The organism is Serratia sp. K-E0102, from assembly GCF_029962625.1.
Taxonomy (GTDB): domain Bacteria; phylum Pseudomonadota; class Gammaproteobacteria; order Enterobacterales; family Enterobacteriaceae; genus Serratia; species Serratia sarumanii.
Genome location: NZ_CP124754.1, coordinates 3,939,493 through 3,961,115 on the forward strand (window position 1 = coordinate 3,939,493; position 21,623 = coordinate 3,961,115).

General features: G+C 60.1%; 22 protein-coding genes and 1 other RNA gene. 9 read left to right on the top strand and 14 right to left on the bottom strand.

Translation table 11 applies throughout. From position 1 onward, the window contains the following. Nucleotides 1-223: 223 nt before the first annotated feature. Complete coding sequence (lepB, locus tag SSARUM2_RS18755; protein WP_033635624.1) at nucleotides 224-1,201, bottom strand: signal peptidase I; 978 nt, start codon at nucleotides 1,199-1,201, stop codon at nucleotides 224-226. Nucleotides 1,202-1,233: 32 nt separating this feature from the next. Continuing rightward, entirely contained in the window at nucleotides 1,234-3,033 is a 1,800-nt protein-coding gene (gene lepA / locus SSARUM2_RS18760; RefSeq protein WP_033648940.1) for a translation elongation factor 4, read from the bottom strand. Nucleotides 3,034-3,552: 519 nt separating this feature from the next. Here lepA and SSARUM2_RS18765 point away from each other — a divergent pair. Further along, nucleotides 3,553-4,389, top strand: a complete 837-nt coding sequence (locus SSARUM2_RS18765; protein WP_049233112.1) for a hypothetical protein — start codon at nucleotides 3,553-3,555, stop codon at nucleotides 4,387-4,389. On the opposite strand, the gene rseC is transcribed toward SSARUM2_RS18765, so the two are convergent. Genes rseC through rpoE form a run of 4 tightly spaced genes read right to left on the bottom strand, consistent with a single transcriptional unit; the run spans nucleotide 4,386 to nucleotide 7,077 of the window. Beyond that, on the bottom strand, nucleotides 4,386-4,862 hold the full coding sequence (rseC, locus tag SSARUM2_RS18770; protein WP_033635627.1) for a SoxR-reducing system protein RseC: 477 nt from the start codon (nucleotides 4,860-4,862) through the stop codon (nucleotides 4,386-4,388). The genes SSARUM2_RS18765 and rseC overlap by 4 nt on opposite strands. Next, nucleotides 4,859-5,818 (bottom strand): sigma-E factor regulatory protein RseB, encoded by a 960-nt coding sequence (gene rseB / locus SSARUM2_RS18775; RefSeq protein WP_033635628.1) that lies wholly within the window; start codon nucleotides 5,816-5,818, stop codon nucleotides 4,859-4,861. Before rseB ends, rseC begins: the two co-directional genes overlap by 4 nt. Then, complete coding sequence (gene rseA, locus SSARUM2_RS18780; RefSeq protein ID WP_016929795.1) at nucleotides 5,818-6,471, bottom strand: anti-sigma-E factor RseA; 654 nt, start codon at nucleotides 6,469-6,471, stop codon at nucleotides 5,818-5,820. Before rseA ends, rseB begins: the two co-directional genes overlap by 1 nt. Before the next feature lie 30 nt (nucleotides 6,472-6,501). Beyond that, a complete protein-coding gene (gene rpoE / locus SSARUM2_RS18785) occupies nucleotides 6,502-7,077 on the bottom strand; it encodes an RNA polymerase sigma factor RpoE (protein WP_004929136.1) in 576 nt (191 codons plus the stop codon). 214 nt (nucleotides 7,078-7,291) lie between these two features. Here rpoE and nadB point away from each other — a divergent pair, with 214 nt between their 5' ends. Beyond that, complete coding sequence (nadB, locus tag SSARUM2_RS18790; protein WP_019452310.1) at nucleotides 7,292-8,893, top strand: L-aspartate oxidase; 1,602 nt, start codon at nucleotides 7,292-7,294, stop codon at nucleotides 8,891-8,893. Between the two features lie 38 nt (nucleotides 8,894-8,931). On the opposite strand, the gene SSARUM2_RS18795 is transcribed toward nadB, so the two are convergent. Next, entirely contained in the window at nucleotides 8,932-9,711 is a 780-nt protein-coding gene (locus SSARUM2_RS18795; RefSeq protein WP_060453065.1) for a methyltransferase, read from the bottom strand. 99 nt (nucleotides 9,712-9,810) lie between these two features. Here SSARUM2_RS18795 and srmB point away from each other — a divergent pair, with 99 nt between their 5' ends. After that, nucleotides 9,811-11,133 (top strand): ATP-dependent RNA helicase SrmB, encoded by a 1,323-nt coding sequence (srmB, locus tag SSARUM2_RS18800; protein ID WP_025303951.1) that lies wholly within the window; start codon nucleotides 9,811-9,813, stop codon nucleotides 11,131-11,133. 51 nt (nucleotides 11,134-11,184) lie between these two features. Here the strand turns inward: srmB and SSARUM2_RS18805 are convergent, their stop codons facing one another. From SSARUM2_RS18805 to grcA, 3 genes are all read right to left on the bottom strand, one after another. Further along, the gene (locus SSARUM2_RS18805; RefSeq protein WP_060453066.1) at nucleotides 11,185-11,940 is read right to left on the bottom strand and encodes an ankyrin repeat domain-containing protein; all 756 of its coding nucleotides are present in this window, start codon (nucleotides 11,938-11,940) and stop codon (nucleotides 11,185-11,187) included. Continuing rightward, complete coding sequence (locus SSARUM2_RS18810) at nucleotides 11,933-12,895, bottom strand: DUF2974 domain-containing protein (protein ID WP_060453067.1); 963 nt, start codon at nucleotides 12,893-12,895, stop codon at nucleotides 11,933-11,935. The genes SSARUM2_RS18805 and SSARUM2_RS18810 overlap by 8 nt, the downstream gene beginning before the upstream one ends. A gap of 183 nt (nucleotides 12,896-13,078) precedes the next feature. Next, entirely contained in the window at nucleotides 13,079-13,462 is a 384-nt protein-coding gene (gene grcA / locus SSARUM2_RS18815; RefSeq protein ID WP_004929114.1) for an autonomous glycyl radical cofactor GrcA, read from the bottom strand. A gap of 346 nt (nucleotides 13,463-13,808) precedes the next feature. Here grcA and ung point away from each other — a divergent pair, with 346 nt between their 5' ends. Next, nucleotides 13,809-14,492, top strand: coding sequence for a uracil-DNA glycosylase (gene ung, locus SSARUM2_RS18820; RefSeq protein WP_033635636.1), 684 nt, complete (start codon nucleotides 13,809-13,811; stop codon nucleotides 14,490-14,492). A gap of 56 nt (nucleotides 14,493-14,548) precedes the next feature. On the opposite strand, the gene grpE is transcribed toward ung, so the two are convergent. Continuing rightward, on the bottom strand, nucleotides 14,549-15,133 hold the full coding sequence (gene grpE, locus SSARUM2_RS18825) for a nucleotide exchange factor GrpE (protein ID WP_025159545.1): 585 nt from the start codon (nucleotides 15,131-15,133) through the stop codon (nucleotides 14,549-14,551). Nucleotides 15,134-15,258: 125 nt separating this feature from the next. Between grpE and nadK the strand changes: the two genes are divergently transcribed. The 3 genes from nadK to bamE all read left to right on the top strand — a co-directional run bounded on the left by nadK (nucleotide 15,259) and on the right by bamE (nucleotide 18,464). Then, the gene (gene nadK, locus SSARUM2_RS18830; protein ID WP_019452304.1) at nucleotides 15,259-16,137 is read left to right on the top strand and encodes an NAD(+) kinase; all 879 of its coding nucleotides are present in this window, start codon (nucleotides 15,259-15,261) and stop codon (nucleotides 16,135-16,137) included. 86 nt (nucleotides 16,138-16,223) lie between these two features. Continuing rightward, nucleotides 16,224-17,885 (top strand): DNA repair protein RecN, encoded by a 1,662-nt coding sequence (gene recN / locus SSARUM2_RS18835; protein WP_038870807.1) that lies wholly within the window; start codon nucleotides 16,224-16,226, stop codon nucleotides 17,883-17,885. A 240-nt stretch (nucleotides 17,886-18,125) separates the two neighbouring features. After that, nucleotides 18,126-18,464 carry an outer membrane protein assembly factor BamE gene (bamE, locus tag SSARUM2_RS18840; protein ID WP_004929101.1) on the top strand — a complete coding sequence of 113 codons (339 nt, stop codon included), beginning with the start codon at nucleotides 18,126-18,128 and terminating at the stop codon, nucleotides 18,462-18,464. A 118-nt stretch (nucleotides 18,465-18,582) separates the two neighbouring features. Here the strand turns inward: bamE and SSARUM2_RS18845 are convergent, their stop codons facing one another. Both SSARUM2_RS18845 and SSARUM2_RS18850 read right to left on the bottom strand, forming a co-directional pair. Beyond that, on the bottom strand, nucleotides 18,583-18,867 hold the full coding sequence (locus tag SSARUM2_RS18845; protein ID WP_004929098.1) for an RnfH family protein: 285 nt from the start codon (nucleotides 18,865-18,867) through the stop codon (nucleotides 18,583-18,585). Continuing rightward, nucleotides 18,860-19,294 carry a type II toxin-antitoxin system RatA family toxin gene (locus SSARUM2_RS18850; protein ID WP_033648948.1) on the bottom strand — a complete coding sequence of 145 codons (435 nt, stop codon included), beginning with the start codon at nucleotides 19,292-19,294 and terminating at the stop codon, nucleotides 18,860-18,862. The genes SSARUM2_RS18845 and SSARUM2_RS18850 overlap by 8 nt, the downstream gene beginning before the upstream one ends. A gap of 161 nt (nucleotides 19,295-19,455) precedes the next feature. On the opposite strand from SSARUM2_RS18850, the gene smpB reads away from it, so the two are divergent. Together smpB and ssrA are read left to right on the top strand one after the other, a co-directional pair. Then, complete coding sequence (gene smpB, locus SSARUM2_RS18855; RefSeq protein WP_033654311.1) at nucleotides 19,456-19,938, top strand: SsrA-binding protein SmpB; 483 nt, start codon at nucleotides 19,456-19,458, stop codon at nucleotides 19,936-19,938. A gap of 49 nt (nucleotides 19,939-19,987) precedes the next feature. After that, nucleotides 19,988-20,351: a transfer-messenger RNA gene (ssrA, locus tag SSARUM2_RS18860) on the top strand. 134 nt (nucleotides 20,352-20,485) lie between these two features. Here ssrA and SSARUM2_RS18865 read toward each other — a convergent pair. Then, the gene (locus SSARUM2_RS18865; protein WP_060439379.1) at nucleotides 20,486-21,622 is read right to left on the bottom strand and encodes an HlyD family secretion protein; all 1,137 of its coding nucleotides are present in this window, start codon (nucleotides 21,620-21,622) and stop codon (nucleotides 20,486-20,488) included. Between the last annotated feature and the right edge of the window lies 1 nt (nucleotide 21,623).

Genomic DNA, 21,623 nt, shown 5'->3' on the forward strand with positions numbered 1-21,623 from the left:
ATCAAGAATGCGTCAAAAACTTGCAGCATACGGAACAGGCCTGCTTCGCCGAAAGCCGATCCAAAGCTGTTTCGTTTGCAGTGGCTCCCAGCAGGGGCCAACTTTTTATCGCTCGAGAAAGTATTCTACAACGAGTGGAAACATAATGCTGTGTTTTATATCCCCTTAATCTTTCACGCCGCAGTAGGCTGCGGCGTGAAAATAACAGGGAATCAGTCAGCGATTAATGAATGCCGCCGATCCGGCTGAAACGCACGCCGGTAGGCCACTCACCTTCCTGCTTTTCAAAGCTCATCCAGATGGCCGTGGCTTTACCCACCAGATTCTTCTCCGGCACAAAGCCCCAGTAACGGCTGTCCGCGCTGTTGTCGCGGTTGTCGCCCATCATGAAGTAATGCCCGGCCGGCACCACCCACTCCGCCAGCGGTTTGCCCGGCTGTTGGTAGTAAGCGCCCACCCGATCCTGCGCGTCCGGCACGGTCAGGATACGATGCGTGACGTTGCCGAGGCTTTCCTGGCGCTCGCGCATGCGAATGCCGCCCGGCGGCACGTTATCGCTCAGCGGGATCTGGTAGAAGCCGTTGCTGGCCTCGCCCATGCCGCTGCGGCTGAACAACTGCACGAAGTCGCTCGGCTGCGCGTCGGCGTAGGTCACCGCCAGCGCGGTATCGCAGGACTGCCCACTGTTGCAGGACGGCTGCACCGTAACGCGCTTATTCACCGGATCGTAAGTAATACGGTCGCCCGGCAGGCCGATCACGCGCTTGATATAATCCAGTTTCGGATCCAGCGGATATTTAAATACCGCAATATCGCCGCGCTTCGGATGGCCGGTTTCAATGAGCGTGGTCTGGGTAATCGGATCTTTAATGCCGTAGGCATATTTCTCCACCAGAATGAAATCGCCAATCAACAGCGTCGGCATCATTGAGCCGGACGGGATCTGGAACGGTTCGTAAATAAACGAACGCACCACAAAGACCAACAGCAGCACCGGGAACACCGATGCGCCGGTCTCCACCCAGCCTGGCTGCTTCGCCACTTTCGCCAGCGTTTTATCGTCTACGGCGCCCGCGGTCTGTGCGTTGACCGCCGCGATCTTCGCGCGGCGGGCCGGCGCCCATTTGAAGCGCTCGAAGCACCAGATGATCCCGGTGACCAGGGTGGCCAACGCCAGGATCAGGGCAAACATATTCGCCATGCAAACTCCCTCGTTTCGCGAACTCGTCGCGGTTACTTGCCGTCTTTACCGACGTGCAGAATGGCCAGGAACGCTTCCTGCGGCAGCTCGACGTTGCCGACCTGCTTCATGCGTTTCTTACCGTCTTTCTGTTTCTGCAGCAGCTTTTTCTTACGGCTGACGTCACCGCCGTAGCATTTCGCCAGCACGTTTTTACGCAGCTGCTTCACGGTGGAACGCGCGATGATGTGCGTGCCGATCGCCGCCTGAATCGCGATGTCGAACTGCTGACGCGGGATCAGATCTTTCATCTTCTCCACCAACTCACGGCCGCGATACTGCGAGTTGTCGCGGTGAGTGATCAGCGCCAGCGCATCCACGCGCTCGTTGTTGATCAGCACGTCCACGCGCACCATGTCGGAGGCCTGGAAGCGCTTGAAGTTGTAATCCAGCGACGCATAGCCGCGCGACGTGGACTTCAGGCGGTCGAAGAAGTCGAGCACCACTTCCGCCATCGGGATTTCATAGGTCAACGCCACCTGGTTGCCGTGGTAGACCATGTTGGTCTGCACACCGCGCTTCTCGACGCACAGGGTGATGACGTTACCCAAGTATTCCTGCGGCATCAGCATGTGACATTCGGCGATCGGCTCGCGCAGTTCCTGGATGTTGTTCAACGGCGGCAGCTTGGACGGGCTGTCGACGTAGATCACTTCTTTGCCGGTGGTTTCCACTTCGTAGACGACCGTCGGCGCGGTGGTGATCAGATCCAGATCGTATTCACGCTCCAGACGCTCCTGAATGATCTCCATGTGCAGCAGGCCGAGGAAGCCGCAGCGGAAGCCGAAGCCCAGCGCGGTGGAACTTTCCGGTTCGTAGAACAGGGAGGCGTCGTTGAGGCTCAGCTTGCCCAGCGCATCGCGGAAGGACTCATAATCGTCGGAGCTGATCGGGAACAGACCGGCGTACACCTGCGGCTTCACTTTCTTGAAGCCCGGCAGCGCTTTATCCGCCGGCTGACGCGCCTGCGTCAGGGTATCGCCCACCGGCGCGCCGAGGATGTCTTTGATCGCACAGACCAGCCAGCCCACTTCGCCGCAGTTCAGCACGTCGCGATCGACCTGCTTCGGCGTGAAGATGCCCAGGCGGTCGGCGTTGTACACCTGGCCGGTGCTCATGACCTTGATCTTGTCGCCCTTGCGCAGCGTGCCGTTCTTGACGCGCACCAGAGACACGACGCCCAGGTAGTTATCGAACCAGGAGTCGATGATCAGCGCCTGCAGCGGCGCATCCGGATCGCCCTGCGGTGGCGGGATGTCGCGCACCAGACGCTCCAGCACGTCGGGCACGCCGACGCCGGTTTTGGCCGAGCAGCGCACCGCATCGGTGGCGTCGATGCCGACGATGTCTTCAATTTCCTGTGCGGCGCGATCCGGATCGGCGGCGGGCAGGTCGATTTTGTTCAGCACCGGCACCACTTCCAGATCCATTTCGATCGCGGTGTAGCAGTTGGCCAGCGTCTGGGCTTCGACGCCCTGACCGGCGTCCACCACCAGCAGCGCGCCTTCGCAGGCCGCCAGCGAGCGGGAAACTTCATAGGAGAAGTCAACGTGGCCGGGGGTGTCGATAAAGTTGAGCTGATAGGTCTGCCCATCCAGCGCCTTATAATCCAGCGTCACGCTCTGCGCTTTGATGGTGATGCCGCGCTCGCGCTCCAGATCCATGGAATCGAGCACCTGCGCGGCCATTTCACGGTCAGACAAGCCGCCGCAGATTTGGATAATGCGGTCAGACAGCGTCGACTTACCGTGGTCAATATGGGCAATAATGGAGAAATTTCGTATATGCTTCATTATAAAAGTTTTTCTGCCTTGGTATTTCTGAATTACTCGCCTATAGAAACCCGCATGGACCTAAAGCGACAGTGAATGGGTTAGGCCGTCTTGCACCTGAATCGCTGCATTCTACATGCCACACCACTGAAAACCTAGCGATCGGTGCAGTGAAGGCATTCTATTATGCGCCGCTAAATGTTACAGGGCGCCCCGGCGGGTGAAAACAGATGTTAACGCGGACGATACGGCCTGAACCCAAGGCTTGCCGGTGATTCGTGGCCGCCAAACTCCGGCGCTAATACATAACCGGCCGCAGCGCAATAAACCCTCTCCGAAATTATAAAAAAAGAATATTTGGATCAACCTCTTAGATTTCCATCTCACCCATCTTCCTTTAGGAAAAACCCCATATACGCCACCACCGCCCCTCGGATAGAAAGGGCATGAACTCCGCGACAAAACATTATTCAGGGCACTACATCGGCAGCCCACCGGGGTTCACCAGCATATCTGCGTACGTTGATTGGAAGGTGCATTATGATCGATAAAGGGCAAATGCTGAGCCGGCACGATTTTTCAAAGGTCAACTGGGGCATTCTGGCGGCGGCGGCGCTGCTGTTTAGCGCGGGGGCGGCGCTGTTGGTGCTGCCGCTGCTGAGCAGCATTGATGAGAGCGAGGTCATCACGCTATTGCAGGCCGGCGCGGGCACGATTTTACTCGGTTGTACGCTGCTGGCGCTGCGGCACTATCTGCGCCCGACGCTGACCTATCGCCTGTACGAGCACGGCGTGCGGGTCTTTGACGGCCACCATCACAAAGAGCGCTTCATCCCGTTTGAGAAGATCGGCGATATCTATCGCTTTCGCGGCGGCCAGGCTTTTGGCGGGCTGTTTGACGTCACGGCGTTCCGCGCCGGCGCGGATCAGCCCTGGTGTACGGTTTTCAGCAATGTCGCCCATTCGTGGCGGCTGGCGGACGTGATCGTCGACCAACAGCTGCAGCAGCGCGGGCCGCTGGCGCTGAATGCGCTCTATCAAGGGGAGACGGTGTCGTTTCACACCGTTGAGGGCGACGCGCGCTGGCTGTGGCAACTGCTGCTCGGCAAGCGGCAAGGCACGCCGACCGAAACGCTGCGGCTGAGCGCCACCTTGCTGACCACGGAGCGGGGCAACGTGCCGCTCGAGCAGATCCGCGCGGTGGAAAACCATCCACAGCGCGGCATCCGTTTGCTCGACGGCCAGGGAAATGTGCTGTTCGCGATTAACTACGATTCGCTGCTCAGCGCCGATCTGTTCATCGCGCTGCTGGAGCATATGATCCACAACCGCATCCCCGCCTATCACAACCCGGCGATGACGCGGCCGTCGGTTTAAATCAGCGGGGAATTTTCCGCCTGCATGCGCATCGCGGTAGGCGGCAACCCAATCTGCAGCACCACCGGCTGATAATCGGCCTGCTCGCCCAGACGCCGGGCCAACCGACGCGCCAGCATAAAGGCCGCCGCGCCGCCCAGTACGGCGCCGACGGCCGCCGAGGCGTCGCTGCCGAAACAATATTGCAGCAACGTGCCGCCCAGCATCATGCCCAGCAGCGGCGTCAGGTAAACCAGCATGGCGGAGCGCAGCAGGCTGCCTTCCGCAATGCCGACCTCGACGCGCTGCCCAGGTTCGAGCGGCTGATCGATATGCACCTGCAGCTGATGCTCGGTTTCCGGCACCAGCTCGTTCAGCGCGCGCGCGCCGCAGCCGGAACGCGCGGTGCAGCTGCCGCAGCCGGCCTTGGGTTCACAGCGCAGCAGCGCTACGCCCTGTTGCCACGAAACCACCGTGGCCCACTCTTTCATCATTGCGGCGATACCTTGAAAGAAATGCTGTCGGCGATGCGCTTGGCCGTAGCCGGCGGCAATTCGCCCACGATAGTGATTTCGTTGCCCGCGCGCACTTCGGTCTGAATGGTGCGGCGCCCCTGACGGTAGTATTGCTGCCCGGCTCCGCTGCCCGCCGGGCTGACGTTGACCGAGAAGCTGAACAGGCCGTCGCTGTAGAGCCGGGATTCAACCGGCACGGCGACGTTCGGCAATTTGCGGCGATTGCGCGCCACCTCGTCCACCCCGGCCGGCAGCCAGCCGGTGCTCCAGCTGAGCTTGACGTTTTCCACCGCCGGCAGCGACAGCAGCGGCGGCAGGTTGGCTTTGAGCAGCCCCTGCATCGCGCCCTGCACGTCGGCGCCGACCGCGAAGGAGATCACCCGATATTGCTCCAGCGTTTCGCCGTCGCGATCGAGCAGATCCACCCGCAGCGGCAGCTTGGTGTCCTCGTCCATCCAGACGATATAGCTGTAGCGGGAACCGTCGCGCGCCACCACGCGCAGCACTTCACACGGCCGATCGGCGATGCGGGTGCTGCCCACGGAGATAAAGTCGTAGTACTTGGCCAGGCGGGTGAAATCGGCATAGACGATCGCCGGCAGCGCATCGACGATGTGATCGCCAGTGAGCGTGAACGGCTCCAGGCCGGGTTCGAAGTAGCTGATCCCGCCGCCGCGCTGCAACACTTCGCGGCGCGGGCCGTCCATATGCAGCAGCTGGCCGAGCGGCACATTGCCGATCACCGCATGGCGATAGCGCAACGACTCGATTCCCTGCTTGCTGATGCTGATGTAGGCGAGCTCGTAATTGAGAGAACGGCTGGCGCTGCTCATCTGTTGCAATAACGCCCCGGACGCAGTTGGCTGCGCCGGGGCGATGCTGGAATAGAGCAGGCTGCCCGTCAATAAACAAACGGAGAACCAGATTTGCTTCATTACTGCTGTTGCATTCCTAAAGACTGAGTTCCGGGAACCTGAATGGCGGCCTGTTGCGGGTTGCCTTGCTCAAGCTGCAGCTGATCCGAATGCAGGCGACGTTGCAATTCATAGTCCTGCAGCATGGCGTTGATACGTTTGCGCTGTTCCTGCACCTGCTGCTGTTGGCCGCTGCCGGTGGAGAAACTGTCGGCCGGGACGCCCAGGCTGACCGGCGAGGCCTGGCCCATGATCGGCAGCGTGGTGAAGGCCGGCGATTCGGACGCGTTCGATGGCGCAGAAGGCTGGTTGTACTGCTGCACGCCGACGATCACCGCCAGCGACACGCAGGCCGCCATACCGATTTGCGTAATCTGGCTCGCCCAGGGACGCACTTTGTCCCAGAACGGCATTTTCTGCCAGGTGTGAGGCTGCGGCTGAGATTCCTGAACGGCGGAAGGCACCAGCCGAGCGGGTTCTTTCTCAAGTGCAGCGGCTACGCGATCGGCGATGTCGAGATGCATCACTTGCCCGACATCACCTCGCAGTGTGTCACGTATCAGGTGATAGCTCTGCCAGCTTTGTTGAAGCGTTCGATCTTGCGACAGAGAACTCAACAGCTCGCTGTCGAACGATTCACCATCCATCAGAGCGGAAAGCTTTTCTTTCTGCATGCCTAAGTACCCTTCCTGTGCCCGCCATTGCTAACGCTGGATCAGCGGTTGAACTTTATTATCGATAGCTTCCCGGGCGCGGAAAATACGCGAACGTACGGTTCCGACCGGGCAATCCATGATGGCGGCTATCTCTTCGTAGCTTAGACCATCCAACTCCCGCAGGGTAATCGCCATGCGAAGATCCTCGGGGAGCGACTCAATGGTACGGAAAACTATCTGTCTCAGCTCTTCTGACAACATTAAGTTCTCAGGGTTCGAAATTTCTTTCAGTGCGCCCGCACTTTCGTAATTTTCCGCATCGTTGGCGTCCACATCACTGGATGGCGGACGGCGCCCCTGAGCAACCAGATAATTCTTTGCCGTGTTCACGGCGATTCGATACAACCAGGTATAAAAAGCGCTGTCGCCACGGAACGATTCCAGTGCGCGATAGGCCTTGATAAACGACTCCTGCACCACATCGGGCACATCGCCCTGCGGCACATAGCGGGAAACGAGACTCGCCACCTTATGCTGATAGCGCACTACCAGTAGGTTAAACGATTTCTGATCGCCCTTTTGGACCCGCTCGACCAGAACTTGATCCGTTAACTGCTCGCTCATCCGAGGTAAACTCTCCCCAAATCCGTCTCCACGCGTAAAATTGTACTGCCAGCCATACATTATTTTCCTGAGCAAGCACTCGCTTGGAGTTCATATAGAACACGAAGTTCCATATCGCCATTGTTTTTTCTGTTGATGTCACCCTATCCGTGGCTTTTGCCCGGACAGTTAGGCTAACATGAAATTCACTCTTCTTCTGCACACATCATACGTTATGCAACCATCATCTGAACATGTAAGCGATGTACTGATCGTCGGCAGCGGCGCTGCGGGCCTGTCACTGGCGCTGCGCCTGGCGCAGCATTGCAAGGTTACCGTTCTCAGCAAGGGGCCGCTCAGCGAGGGAGCCACCTTTTACGCCCAGGGCGGGATCGCCGCGGTGTTCGATGAGACGGACAGCATTGCCTCACACGTTGATGACACTTTGATTGCCGGCGCCGGCCTGTGCGACAAAGAGGCCGTCGAATTCATCGCCGGCAACGCGCGCCACTGCGTGCAGTGGCTGATCGATCAGGGCGTGCTGTTCGACACCGAGGTCAACGCGCAGGGCGAAGAGCATTATCACCTCACGCGCGAAGGCGGCCACAGCCATCGCCGCATCCTGCACGCCGCGGACGCTACCGGTAAGGAAGTAGAGACCACGCTGGTGGGGAAAGCAAGCGCTCACCCCAATATTTGCGTGATGGAGCGCCGCAACGCGGTTGACCTCATCACCTCGAACAAAATCGGCCTGCCGGGCACCCGCCGAGTGGTGGGCGCGTACGTCTGGAACCGCGAACTGGAGCGGGTGGAAACCTACCGCGCCAAAACGGTGGTGCTGGCGACCGGCGGCGCGGCCAAGGTATACCAATACACCACCAACCCGGACATCTCCTCCGGCGACGGCATCGCCATGGCCTGGCGCGCCGGCTGCCGGGTCGCCAACCTGGAGTTCAACCAGTTCCACCCGACCTGCCTGTTCCATCCGCAGGCGCGCAACTTCCTGCTAACCGAAGCGCTGCGCGGCGAAGGGGCTTACCTGAAGCGCCCGGACGGCAGCCGCTTTATGCCGGATTTCGACCCGCGCGGCGAACTGGCTCCGCGCGATATCGTCGCCCGTGCCATCGACCATGAAATGAAGCGCCTGGGCGCCGACTGCATGTACCTGGACATCAGCCACAAGCCGGCGGAGTTCATCACCCAGCACTTCCCAATGATCCACGAGAAGCTGCTGACGCTGGGCTTCGATCTGACCCGGCAGCCGATCCCGATCGTCCCGGCGGCGCACTACACCTGCGGCGGCGTGATGGTCGATCAGCACGGCCGCACCGATCTCGACGGGCTGTACGCCATCGGCGAGGTCAGCTATACCGGCCTGCACGGCGCCAACCGCATGGCGTCGAATTCGCTGCTGGAGTGCCTGGTGTACGGTTGGTCGGCGGCGGAAGACATCCTGCAGCGCCTGCCGTTCATTCAGCAGGCCAAGCAGGTGCCGCACTGGGATGAAAGCCGGGTGGACGATGCGGACGAACGGGTGGTGATTCAGCACAACTGGCACGAGCTGCGGCTGTTCATGTGGGATTACGTCGGCATCGTGCGCACCACCAAGCGGTTGGAACGCGCCCTGCGCCGCATCAACACGCTGCAGGCGGAAATCGACGAGTACTACGCTCACTTCCGCATCTCCAACAACCTGCTGGAGCTGCGCAATCTGGTGCAGGTGGCCGAGCTTATCGTGCGCAGCGCCATGGCGCGCAAAGAGAGCCGCGGCCTGCACTACACGCTGGACTATCCGGATCTGCTGCCGGAAGCGCTGCCGACCATTTTGCAGCCTTAAACTCTGCGATAGGGCGCCTAATCGGCGCCCTTTTCTTTTCAGTAGAACAGGTAGAAGTCAGCGATCAACCGGCGGAAATCGTCGGTATAGCTGCCATCGGCCTGCTTGATCGCCAGCGCCTGCTCCCGCAGCGGCGTTTCCCGCCGCGTCAGCGCCAGCAGCACCCGGTGCAGCGGCGTATCGGCCCGATCGCTGACGTTCACTTTCGCCGCCGTCTGCCAGCCGCTTTGCTGCGCCAGACGTTCGAATTCGGCGCCGATGTCGTGCGGCAGCACCACGCAGAACGTTCCCTGTTCCGCCAACAGCTGTGCCGCACAGGCCAACAGTGCATCGTGCGTCAGGGTTTCGGTGTAGCGCGCGTTGTGGCGCGCCTGGTCGCGGCAGGCCACCGCTGGCTCGAAATAAGGCGGATTACTGACGATCAGATCATACTCAGCGGCATGCTGCTGCGCATAATGGTGAATATCCTGCGCATGCACGCGGATGCGCTGCGGCCACGGTGACTCCGCCGCGTTTTCGCGCGCCTGGCCGGCGGCGGCTTCATCCAGCTCCACCGCGTCAATGGTCACTTCGTCGCCGCTGCGCTGCGCCAGCATCAGCGCGATCAGCCCGCTGCCGCTGCCGATATCCAGCGCCCGGCGCGCCTGCCCCAGCGGCGCCCAGGCGCCGAGCAGCACCCCGTCGGTGCCCACTTTCATGGCGCAACGATCGTGGGCGACAAAGAATTGTTTAAAGGTAAAACCCCCGCGGCGCGGGGTAAAATCGGCTTTCGATCGCTTGCTCACACTCACCACCTGGCTATAAAACTGGCGTAGCATAAGGCAATCTGATCGGCGGGAAAAGAGCGGCTTTCCGCTTAAATAGGTGAAGATCGCGGCCAACCCGTCTATAATCGGCGCCCCAAGTAGAGGTAGACCATGACAGCAACCACTTTTTCCGAACTCGAACTCGATGATCGCCTGATCGACGCGCTGCGCGACAAAGGCTACGATCGCCCCACCGCCATTCAGGCCGCTGCGATCCCGCCGGCGATGGACGGACGCGACGTCTTAGGTTCGGCTCCGACCGGCACCGGCAAAACCGCCGCCTTCCTGCTGCCCGTGCTGCAGCACCTGCTGGACTTTCCACGCAAAAAATCCGGCCCGCCGCGCGTACTGATCCTGACGCCAACGCGTGAACTGGCGATGCAGGTCGCCGATCAGGCGCGTGAATTGGCTGCTCATACCTCGCTGGATATCGCCACCATCACCGGCGGCGTCGCTTACATGAACCACGCGGAAGTGTTCAGTGAAAACCAGGACGTGGTGGTCGCCACCACCGGCCGTTTGCTGCAATACATTAAAGAAGAGAACTTCGACTGCCGCGCGGTGGAAACCCTGATCCTCGACGAAGCCGACCGCATGCTCGACATGGGCTTCGCGCAGGACATCGAAACCATCTCCGCCGAAACCCGCTGGCGCAACCAGACGCTGCTGTTCTCCGCCACGCTGGAAGGCGAAGCGATCCGCGAATTCGCCGAGCGCATCCTGAAAGAGCCGGTGGAAGTGGAGGCCGATCCGTCGCGCCGCGAACGCAAAAAGATCCTGCAGTGGTACTACCGCGCCGATGACGTGCAGCACAAAACCGCGCTGCTGATCCACCTGCTGCAGCAGCCGGACGTGCAGAAATCGGTGATCTTCGTGCGCAAACGCGAGCGCGTGCACGAGCTGGCCACCTGGCTGCGCGAAGCGGGCATTAACACCTGCTATCTCGAAGGTGAAATGGTGCAGGCCAAACGCAACGAAGCGGTTAAACGCATGATGGATGGCCGGGTTAACGTGCTGGTGGCCACCGACGTTGCCGCACGCGGCCTGGATATCCTCGATATCACCCACGTGTTCAACTTCGACATGCCGCGCACGGCGGACACCTACCTGCACCGCATCGGCCGTACCGGCCGCGCCGGGCGCAAAGGCACCGCCATTTCGCTGGTGGAAGCGCACGACCATCTGCTGCTGGGCAAAGTGGGCCGTTACCTGAACGAGCCGCTGAAAGCGCGCGTGATCGACGAGCTGCGGCCGAAAACCAAGGTGCCGAACGAGAAGAGCAACGGCAAGCCCTCGAAGAAAGTGCTGGCCAAACGCGCGGAAGATAAAGCGAAGAACAAAGAAAAGGCCAAGGTGAAAGTGCGCCATCGCGACGCCAAAAACGTCGGCAAACGCCGTCAGGCGAAGGCCAAACCGGCCGGCGACGCGGAATAACCACCGCTGCCTAAGAAAAACCGCCTTCACAGGCGGTTTTTTTATGGGCGTTTACTGCTGCGCGTAGTGCGTGGCCAGGCGATGCCCCTGCAGCCATTTGTCCAGCTCGCGGAACTGCACCTTCAGCTCGTCATTCTGCAAATGCGCCGGCGTTTGCGAGAAATAAAACTGGAACACGACGCCCTGCTGGTTGCGTGCCCGGGCATCGGCCCCGGCCTGCAACAGCAGCAGCGCCAGGTGCGGCGCGTTAATCTTCGCCGCCAGATGCAGCGGGGTATCCCCCAGCCGGTCGCTCAAGGTGGTGTCCGCCCCGGCCGCCAGCAACATCCGCAGTTGCTCTTCGCGCCCGGCCAGCACCGCCGCCGCAAGCGGCGTGGCGCCGGTAACGGCATTACGCACGTTCACCTGTGCCCCTTTGGCCAGCAACAACCGCAGGTACTGCGCGTCTTGCAGCATCGCCGCGGTGTGCAGCGCGCTGTTGCCGTCCAGCCCCGCTGCCACCGGGTCTGCCCCGAGTGCCAGCAACGCCTGCACGCTACCCGGCTGCTGCGAAAGCACCGCCCACTGCAACAGCGTGACCTGCCGATCGCCCCGTTCGCGCAAGCGATCCTGCGTGGCCTGTGCACGGATACCCTGCGTATCGCCACGCGCCACCGCCTGAGCCAGCGCCAGATTGCTGCGACCGTCAAACGGCGAAATCTCCTGCCCCATCTGTTGCTCCTTAGCCATCATCAGTAAACCGGTCACCGCGACCAGCGCCAGTAAGGCTATCGCCAGCGCACGCCGCAAGCGACGACCTTCAGGCATTAGCCTTCGCCTCCCACGGCTTTTGTTCCGCCATCGAGCTTATCACCTTGTCGATGCCGTGCGCCGTCAGGCTGCGATCCAGATGCTTGCTCGGCCGCCAGTCATCGATGCCGGTCAGGGTATCGTTGTTGGCCAGGGTGATGTTGTGGCCGATGGCGTCCGGGATCAGCGAGGTCGATTCCTGGGTGCTGGTCAGCATGTCATATTGTTCGCTGTAGCGGCGAATGCCGCCGGCTTCGGCATCTTTCTTCGCCGCCGCCGGATCGATACCCAGGCGATTCAGGGTGTAATCCGAGACCCCAGCCGCGTTGAAGGTGACCGCGACGGTACCGGTCGCCAGCGCCGCCGTGGCCGCAAGGCCGCCGCCGAGCGAATGACCGGCGATCACCAGCGCATCGCCAAAGGCCGCCTTGGCGCTTTTGGCAGCGGCAACCGCCTGATTGTACTGCACATCGTCATAGCCCGTCGCCTGCCGCACGTTGCTCAGCCAGTCGCGCCAGTCGTTGGTGCCGGCGAACGCCAACACATACTGCTTGTCGTTGCTGTAAACCCCGGCCTGGAAACCGCTGCCCGCGTCGTGCAGGCTGGCGGGATCGATGCCGAAACCGAGCAGCGCGCTGTCGCTCAGGCGGTTGAACCCGGCGGCGCCCTGGCCGTTCAGCGAGTAAACGTCCTTGGCCAACAGCGCCAACGCATAATCACCTTCCTGCGATTGTTGCCCCCGGGTCACGCCCGGCACTGCCGCCGCCATCGGCGCCGCTGCGGAGAGATCGCCGACCAACGTATTCAACAGATTCTGCGCATTGAGCGTGTTCTGAGAAGGGGTGGCCACCGGCGCCGGACTTGCCGGCGCTGCCGCAGGCTGCGCCGCCGGTGCCGTCTCAGCGATGGCGCGAGGTGTAGGGATCGCGGCCACCGGAGATACTGCAGAGGTAAAACTTAAAGGCATACTCATGCCGACTCCTTGTCGATAGACTTTTTATTGAGCACCTGAATAGGTGCTGATTTAGCTATCGGCAGGTCGGATGAGTTCTGTATTAGAAATGCTTATCTTTGTACAGAATGTGATCCGCGTTCGGTTTTCGGCCGCCAAACGCAGAAAAGGGAGCCGAAGCTCCCTGATTGACTGCGCCGCAAATTACAGGCTTTCGGTAAAGGTGCGGGCGATAACGTCGCGCTGCTGTTCCGGTGTCAGAGAGTTGAAGCGCACTGCATAACCGGACACGCGGATGGTCAGCTGCGGGTATTTTTCCGGGTGCTTGACCGCGTCTTCCAGGGTTTCGCGACGCAGCACGTTGACGTTCAGGTGCTGACCGCCTTCTACGCGCACGGTCGGCTGCATTTCCAGCGGCACTTCACGGTATTCGATCTGGCCCAGGTCGCTCACCGCGACAACCTGATCTTCCGCGTAGTTGGCCTTGGCGCACACGCAGCGAGCTTCCGCTTTTTCATCATCCAGCAGCCAGAAAGAATTCACCAGCGCCTGGTCGTTCGCTTTGGTAATTTGAATACCGGTAATCATTATGTTGCCTCCGTACAAGGGCGTAAAAATTCACGTCGTGAGAAAACCCAATTCTGGTTTCGGCCATTTGGTAAAACCATTGTTGTCTTGTTGTTCTGTATACCAGCCTGACCGGGCCAGTTCCTTGATTAAAGTCAATTTTTACCGGGTAGGCACAGGGCGTGAAGGGGCAAATTTATGTTTTATATCAATTTTCCCGCTGCGGCAAAAACCAATTATTTTTGTAAATTTTCAAAAATAATTGCACACGACACGGCGGCGAGAAATGAAAAGCGGGTTTCACTGCGCGTGCCGAAACGGTAAGCTATAGCCCATGAATTGCTAAAGAAAACAAAGGAGAGCGTTTATGGCCACCTCCCTCACCTGGCATGACGTGATCGGCAAAGAGAAAGAGCAGCCCTATTTTGTTGAAACGCTCGCCTTTGTTGCCGCTGAACGCCAGGCCGGTAAGACCATTTATCCACCGCAGAAGGACGTGTTCAACGCTTTCCGCTATACCGAGCTGGCGGACGTCAAAGTCGTCATCCTCGGCCAGGATCCCTACCACGGCCCCAATCAGGCGCACGGCCTCTCTTTCTCGGTGCGCCCCGGCGTGCCGGCGCCGCCGTCGCTGGTGAACATGTATAAAGAGCTGGCGACTGATATTCCCGGTTTCGAACGCCCGGATCACGGCTATCTGCAAAGCTGGGCCGAACAGGGGGTGCTGCTGCTCAACACCGTGCTGACGGTGGAAGGCGGCCGCGCGCACTCGCACGCCAACCTGGGCTGGGAAACCTTTACCGATAAAGTGATCGCCGCCCTGAACGAGAACCGCGAAGGCGTGGTGTTCCTGCTGTGGGGCTCGCACGCGCAGAAGAAAGGCAACTTTATCGACCGCAACCGCCACCATGTGCTGAAGGCACCGCACCCGTCGCCGCTCTCCGCCCACCGCGGCTTCCTCGGCTGCCGCCACTTCTCGCAGGCCAATCAGCTGCTGGAGCAACAAGGGCTCACGCCGATCGACTGGATGCCGCGCCTGCCGCAGGCGTAGTCCAGAGACAAAAAAGGCACCCTCGGGTGCCTTTCTTTATGCCGTTGCCGGGGCGATTACGCCTTGGCTTTGGAGACCGCAACCATCGCAGGGCGCAGCAGGCGGCCGTTCAGCGTATAGCCTTTCTGCATCACCATCATCACGTGGTTCGGCTGATGATCGGCGGATTCCATCATGCTCATCGCCTGATGCACTTCCGGGTTGAACGGCACGTTGACGTCGCCGACGATCTCGATGCCGTACTTACGCACCACGTCCAGCAGCGATTTCAGCGTCAGCTCGATGCCTTCGATCATCGCAGCCAGTTCCGGATTGTTTTTATCCGCCAGATCCAGCGCGCGCTCCAGGTTGTCGATCACCGGCAGCAGATCGCCGGAGAATTTCTCCAGGGCGAACTTGTGCGCTTTCTCGACGTCCAGTTCGGCACGGCGGCGGATGTTCTCCGCTTCGGCTTTGGCGCGCAGCAGGCTGTCGCGCTCGTGCTGCTGAGCTTCCGCCAGTTGGGCTTCCAGTTCGGCGATACGCGCATCGCGCAGATCGACGCCTTCCGCCGCTTCCGGCAGCGTATCCTCGTGATGAGCGTGTTGTTCCATTTCTTCCGAGACTTGCTCGTTTGGCGTCTTCTGTTCTTTACTACTCATGAATATCTCCGCGTTTTAGCATTAATCTCGCAACTTGGCTTATTATGGGGATCAAAACCGGGGTTTCAAGTCAACCGGTCACAATGTGGGGCATAAACGGCTCCCGGTGAGGAAAATCACAACAAATGAATAAAAAATTCGCCTGTATTGGCATTGTTGGCCACCCGCGTCACCCTTCAGCGCTGGCAACCCACGAGATGCTGTTCCACTGGCTGGTCGCCCGCGGCTATTCGGTGATGGTCGAACGCCAGATCGCCCATGATTTAGGGCTGAAAGACGCCGTGACCGGCAGCCTGGCGGATATCGGCCAGCGCGCCGACCTGGCGGTGGTGGTCGGCGGCGACGGCAACATGCTCGGCGCCGCGCGCGTGCTGGCGCGCTACGACATCAAGGTGATCGGGGTCAACCGCGGCAACCTCGGCTTCCTCACCGATCTCGATCCCGACAACGCCCTGCAGCAGCTGGCGGACGTGCTGGAAGGCGAGTACATCGACGAACAGCGTTTCCTGCTGGAAACCATCGTGCATAAAGAGCACCAGCAGTGCCGCATCAGCACCGCCATCAACGAAGTGGTGCTACATCCCGGCAAAGTGGCGCACATGATCGAATTCGAGGTGTACATCGACGATCGTTTCGCCTTCTCGCAGCGTTCCGACGGCCTGATCATCGCCACGCCGACCGGCTCCACCGCCTACTCGCTCTCCGCCGGCGGACCGATCCTCACCCCGTCGCTGGAGGCGATCGCGCTGGTGCCGATGTTCCCGCATACCCTCTCCGCCCGGCCGCTGGTGATCAACGGCGACAGCACCATCCGCCTGAAGTTTTCGCAGATCGGCAGCGATCTGGAGATCAGCTGCGACAGCCAGATCGCGCTGCCGATCCAGGAAGGCGAAGAAGTGCTGATCCGCCGCAGCGATTTCCACCTGAACCTGATTCACCCGAAGGACTACAGCTATTTCAACACGTTAAGCACCAAACTGGGCTGGTCGAAAAAATTGTTCTAAAATCTGCGCCGGCCACTTTACTGTATATAAAACCAGTTTATACTGTATGAAACTACAGTTATGTGTTTATACACAGGAAGGTTCCCATGCTGGCGCAATTAACCATCAGCAACTTTGCTATCGTTCGTGAGTTGGAAATCGATTTTCAACCGGGTATGACGGCGATCACCGGTGAAACCGGCGCCGGCAAATCCATCGCCATCGATGCGCTGGGGCTGTGCCTCGGCAACCGCGCCGACGGCAACGTGGTGCGCCTGGGAGCCGCCCGCGCCGACATCTGCGCCCGTTTCTCGCTGGCGGACACCCCGTCCGCGCGCGAGTGGCTGGAACAGAACCAGCTGGACGACAGCAACGAATGCCTGCTGCGCCGGGTGATCAACGCCGACGGCCGTTCGCGCGGCTTTATCAACGGCACCGCCGTGCCGCTGTCGCAGCTGCGCGAGCTGGGGCAACGCCTGATCCAAATCCACGGCCAACACGCCCATCAGCTGCTGCTAAAACCGGAGCACCAAAAAGCGCTGCTCGACGCCTACGCCGACGAACCCGCCCTGCTGGCGGCGATGAGCCAGGCCTACCAACGCTGGCACCAGAGCTGTCGCGAGCTGGCGCATCATCAGCAGCAGTCCATCGAGCGCGAAGCGCGCAAGCAGCTGCTGCAATACCAATTGAAAGAGCTGAACGAATTCGCGCCGCAGGCCGGCGAGTTCGAACAGACCGACGCCGAGTACAAGCGCCTGGCCAACAGCGGCCAGCTGCTGACCCTCAGCCAGCAGACGCTGCAGCTGCTGGCCGACAGCGACGAGAACAACATGCTCAGCCAGCTCTACAGCGCCAAGCACCTGCTGCTCGAGCTGGCCGGGCTGGACGACAAACTCAGCGGCCTGCTGGACATGCTGGAAGAGGCCTCTATCCAGATCAGCGAAGCCAGCGACGAGCTGCGCCACTACGCCGATCGCATGGATCTCGATCCCAACCGCCTGCACGAGCTGGAACAGCGCCTGTCGCGCCAAATCAGCCTGGCGCGCAAACACCAGGTTGCGCCGGAAGAGCTGCCGCAGCTGCATCAGCAGTTGCTGGATGAACAGCAGCTGCTGTCGCAGCAGGAAAGCGACCATGAGCACCTGAACGAGGCGGTCACCCTGCATCACCAGCAGGCGCTGGCGCTGGCGGAACAGTTGCATCAGAAACGTCTGCATTACGCCGCCGAGCTGACCACGCTCATCACCGACAGCATGCAGGCGCTCTCCATGCCGCACGGCAAGTTCAACATCGACGTGCGTTTCGAGCCGCAGCATCTGAGCGCCGAAGGGGCCAGCCGCACCGAGTTCTGCGTCTCCACCAACCCGGGGCAGCCGCTGCAGCCGCTGGCGAAGGTCGCCTCCGGCGGTGAGCTGTCACGCATCGCGCTGGCCATTCAGGTGATCACCGCCCGCAAGATGGAAACCCCGGCGCTGATCTTCGATGAGGTGGACGTGGGTATCAGCGGCCCGACCGCCGCCATCGTCGGCCGCCTGCTGCGCCAGCTCGGCGAATCCACCCAGGTGATGTGCGTGACCCACCTGCCGCAGGTGGCCGGATGCGGGCATCAACACCTGTTCGTCAGCAAGCAGACCGACGGCACGGTCACCGAAACCCAAATGGCGCCGCTGGATAAACGCGCCCGGCTGCAGGAGCTGGCGCGCCTGCTCGGCGGCAGTGAAGTCACCCGCAATACGTTGGCGAACGCCAAAGAACTGCTGGCGGCATAAAAAAGCTCAACTTTTTCACTTTCCTGCGGTCTGACAGTGACGCTGTTGACCCGAAAGATATCTAAAGTGCGGCGCGGCGGCGATCCTAAGCCTCCTCAACGGCCTGAAACAGGCCAAGCGCTTGAGGTGCTGAAAGAAAGCCAACGCGTCGCAACTTGAAAGATGAAGGGTATAAAGGTTTCCAACTGCCGCAAGGTCTATTATCATCGGCATCCTATGCCCTAAAGGAATGTGATTACTATGCGCTGTAAAACGCTGACTGCCGCCGCTGTAGTTCTTGTGATGCTGACTGCAGGCTGTTCTACTTTTGAAAAGGTGGTTTATCGTCCTGACATCAACCAGGGGAACTACCTGACGTCGACCGACGTGGCGAAAATTCAGAAAGGGATGACCCAGCAACAGGTCGCTTACACATTGGGCACCCCAATGCTGCAAGACCCGTTCGGGACTCAGACGTGGTTCTATGTGTTCCGCCAGCAGCCTGGCCATGAAGACATCACCCAGCAGACGCTGACGCTGACCTTCGACAGCGCAGGCGTGTTGACCGATATCCAGAACAAACCGGCGCTGACCAAGTAATCGGCGCCGCCCGCTCTTCCGGCCCATGAGGGGGCATGGTGTTCCTCATGACAGTCGCAGGCTGCAACGCGGAAGAGAAAATCAGTTTCAGATAAAAAAATAAGGCGCTATAAGCGCCTTATTTTTTTGCCTTTTCTGCCCGTTGCCGGCGCAGCTCTTTCGGATCGGCTATCAGCGGCCGGTAGATCTCCACCCGGTCGCCGTCGTTCAGCGTATCGCCCAGCTTGGCCGGGCGGCTGTAGATGCCGATTTTGTTGCTCTTGAGATCGATATCCTGGCGCAGCTCCAGCAGGCCCGAAGCCTGGATCGCTTGCTCGACGCTGCTGCCCTCGGCCAGCTTCACCTTGCGCAGGTACTGGCGCTCCGGCAAGGCGTACACCACCTCGACCTGGATGTCAGACACTGTAGACCTCTTTCGCCCGCTGGGTGAATGCCTGCACCATGTTGCCCGCCAGCTCCTTGAACACTTTGCCGAACGCCAGCTCAATCAGTTTGTTGGTGAACTCGAAGTCCAGGTGCAGCTCCACCTTGCAGGCCTCTTCGCTCAGCGGCGTGAACTGCCAACCGCCCATCAGCTTGCGGAACGGGCCATCGACCAGTTGCATATTGATGCTCTGGTTATCCAGCAGCGTATTGCGCGTGGTGAAGGTCTTGCTGATACCGGCCTTGGCGACGTCCACCGCGGCGGTCATTTCGTTGGAGGTAGCGTTAAGCACCCGGCTGCCGGTGCAACCTGGCAGAAAATCGGGATAAGAATGAACATCGTTAACCAACTGATACATCTGCTCGGCGCTGAACGGCACTAATGCAGACCGACTGATCTGGGGCATATCATTTCCTGTGAGACATAAAACGTACAGATAATACCATTTATCTGGCGGCAAACAAAAAATCTGCTAAGGGATGAGGGCGCCAAAAATGCGAAAAATTGCGCAGGTGCTGAACGGGAAAGGATTTCTTTCGCTGAAGCATCCAGTATAATGAACGCACTATGACAAAGAAAAAAGCACACAAACCCGGTTCCGCCACCATTGCTCAAAACAAGCGCGCGCGTTTCGAATACTTCATTGAAGAAGAGTTCGAGGCGGGCCTGTCGCTGCAAGGGTGGGAAGTTAAATCGCTGCGTGCAGGCAAAGCCAACCTCAGCGACAGCTACGTGACGTTCCGTGACGGTGAAGCCTATCTGTTTGGCGCCACCATCACTCCGCTCAACGTGGCTTCGTCGCATGTGGTGTGCGATCCGACGCGTACCCGTAAACTGCTGCTGAAACGACGCGAGCTGGATACCCTGCTCGGCCGCGTCAACCGCGACGGTTACACGGTGGTGGCCTTGTCCCTGTATTGGAAAAATGCCTGGAGCAAGATCAAGATCGGCGTAGCCAAAGGCAAGAAAGAGCACGACAAACGCGATGACATCAAAGATCGCGAATGGCAGACGGCGAAAGCCCGTATCATGAAGCACGCCAATCGTTAAGCCGCTGGCTTATCGAAGTAAACTTCTGGTATACTGCACAAAGTTACTTGGGGCTGATTCTGGATTCGACGGGATTTGCGAAGCCCTAGGAGCATGCCGAGGGGCGGTTGGCCTCGTAAAAAGCCGCAACAAAATAGTCGCAAACGACGAAAACTACGCTTTAGCAGCTTAATACCCTGCTTAGAGCCCTCTCTCCCTAGCCTCCGCTCTTAGGACGGGGATCAAGAGAGGTCAAACCCAAAAGAGATCGCGTGGATGTCCTGCCTGGGGCTGAAGCGTTAAACTCAATCAGGCTAGTCTGTCAGTAGCGTGTCCATCCGCAGCTGGCCGGCGAATGTAAAGATTGGACTAAGCATGTAGTGCCGACGGTGTAGTAATTTCGGACGCGGGTTCAACTCCCGCCAGCTCCACCAAATACGTCGCCAGTGAACCAGATAGACCCGGCGATAATAGCGAAAAAGCCCACAACTTCGGTTGCGGGCTTTTTTGTGTTTGGCGTATTCCGAAGGCTCGCCCCACGGCCCGGGCTGTTCCGGGCCAATGCAGGCTAGTGATCCAGATAAAGATAATGCAGCCAGCTGGTCATGCGCAGCAGCACTTTGCGCATCACGGAGACGTGCTCGAAGTGCCCGGCATAGACCGCCGCCTGAGCGCTCACGCCGTCGGGCAAGTGAGCCAGATCCGGGTTGGCCGCCAGGTCAATCATCACGTACACCCCTTCCCGGCCCGGCGTGGCGCTCAGGCCCTGCAGTGCGCCGCTGGCCTGGTAGCTGCCGTCCGGTATCGCCGGCAACACCCGGCTTACGGTGCCGCCGTAAACCTGTCCCGGCAAGCCGTTGAACACCACCTCGGCCTGGTCCCCCTGCGCCAAGCGCAGGATGGCGTTCTGGCGGAACACCGCCACCACCTGGCGCTTTTGCTGCGGGATAAAGATCATCACCGGTTTGAACGGCAGGCGAACCGCCGCCGTGCCCGGCCGCGCCAGCACCTGCGTGACATACCCGTCGCTCGGCGCACGCACCACCGTTTGTTCCAGGTTGTAACGCGCCTCGGCAATTTGCGATTTCAGGCTGGCTATCGTGGCGTCTTCGCCGTCATAGCGCCCGGACAACCGCGCCTGTTCCTGTTGGAACTGAGCTTTCGCCGCCTGCAGCGCCGCGGATTGCGCCTGGTACTGCTGCTGCGCATGGCTGACGTCCTGCTCCGAGAACGGGTTGACCGGCATCGCCGCCCCTTTCGCATAGCGCTGGTAGTCCTTACGGGCACGCTCGTACTCCGCGTTCGCCCGCTGCACGTTGGCGGCGGACTCGCTGAGCGCCGCCCGGCGCGTTCTGATCTCCGCCTCGGCCCCGGCCAGATCTGCCTCCAGCCTGGTGAGCCGCGCACGGTAGCGGCTGTCGTCAAGACGGAACAGCACCTCGCCTTTGCGCAGCAGCACGTTGGTTTTCTCCGTCACCTCAACGATCATGCCCGAGACCTGCGGCACCATCGGCACCGACACGGCGATCTTCTGCGCCCGATCGCTGTACGGATGGTTGTAGTTCATCGTCAGAATCAACGCGCCGACGATAACGATCCCGCCAAGCACGGCGGTCGGCACGGTCCATTTGTTGACCGGAATGCGAAACAGTTTAAATACGCCGTAGCTCAGCGCCACGTAGCTGAGAATAATGAGCAAATCCATA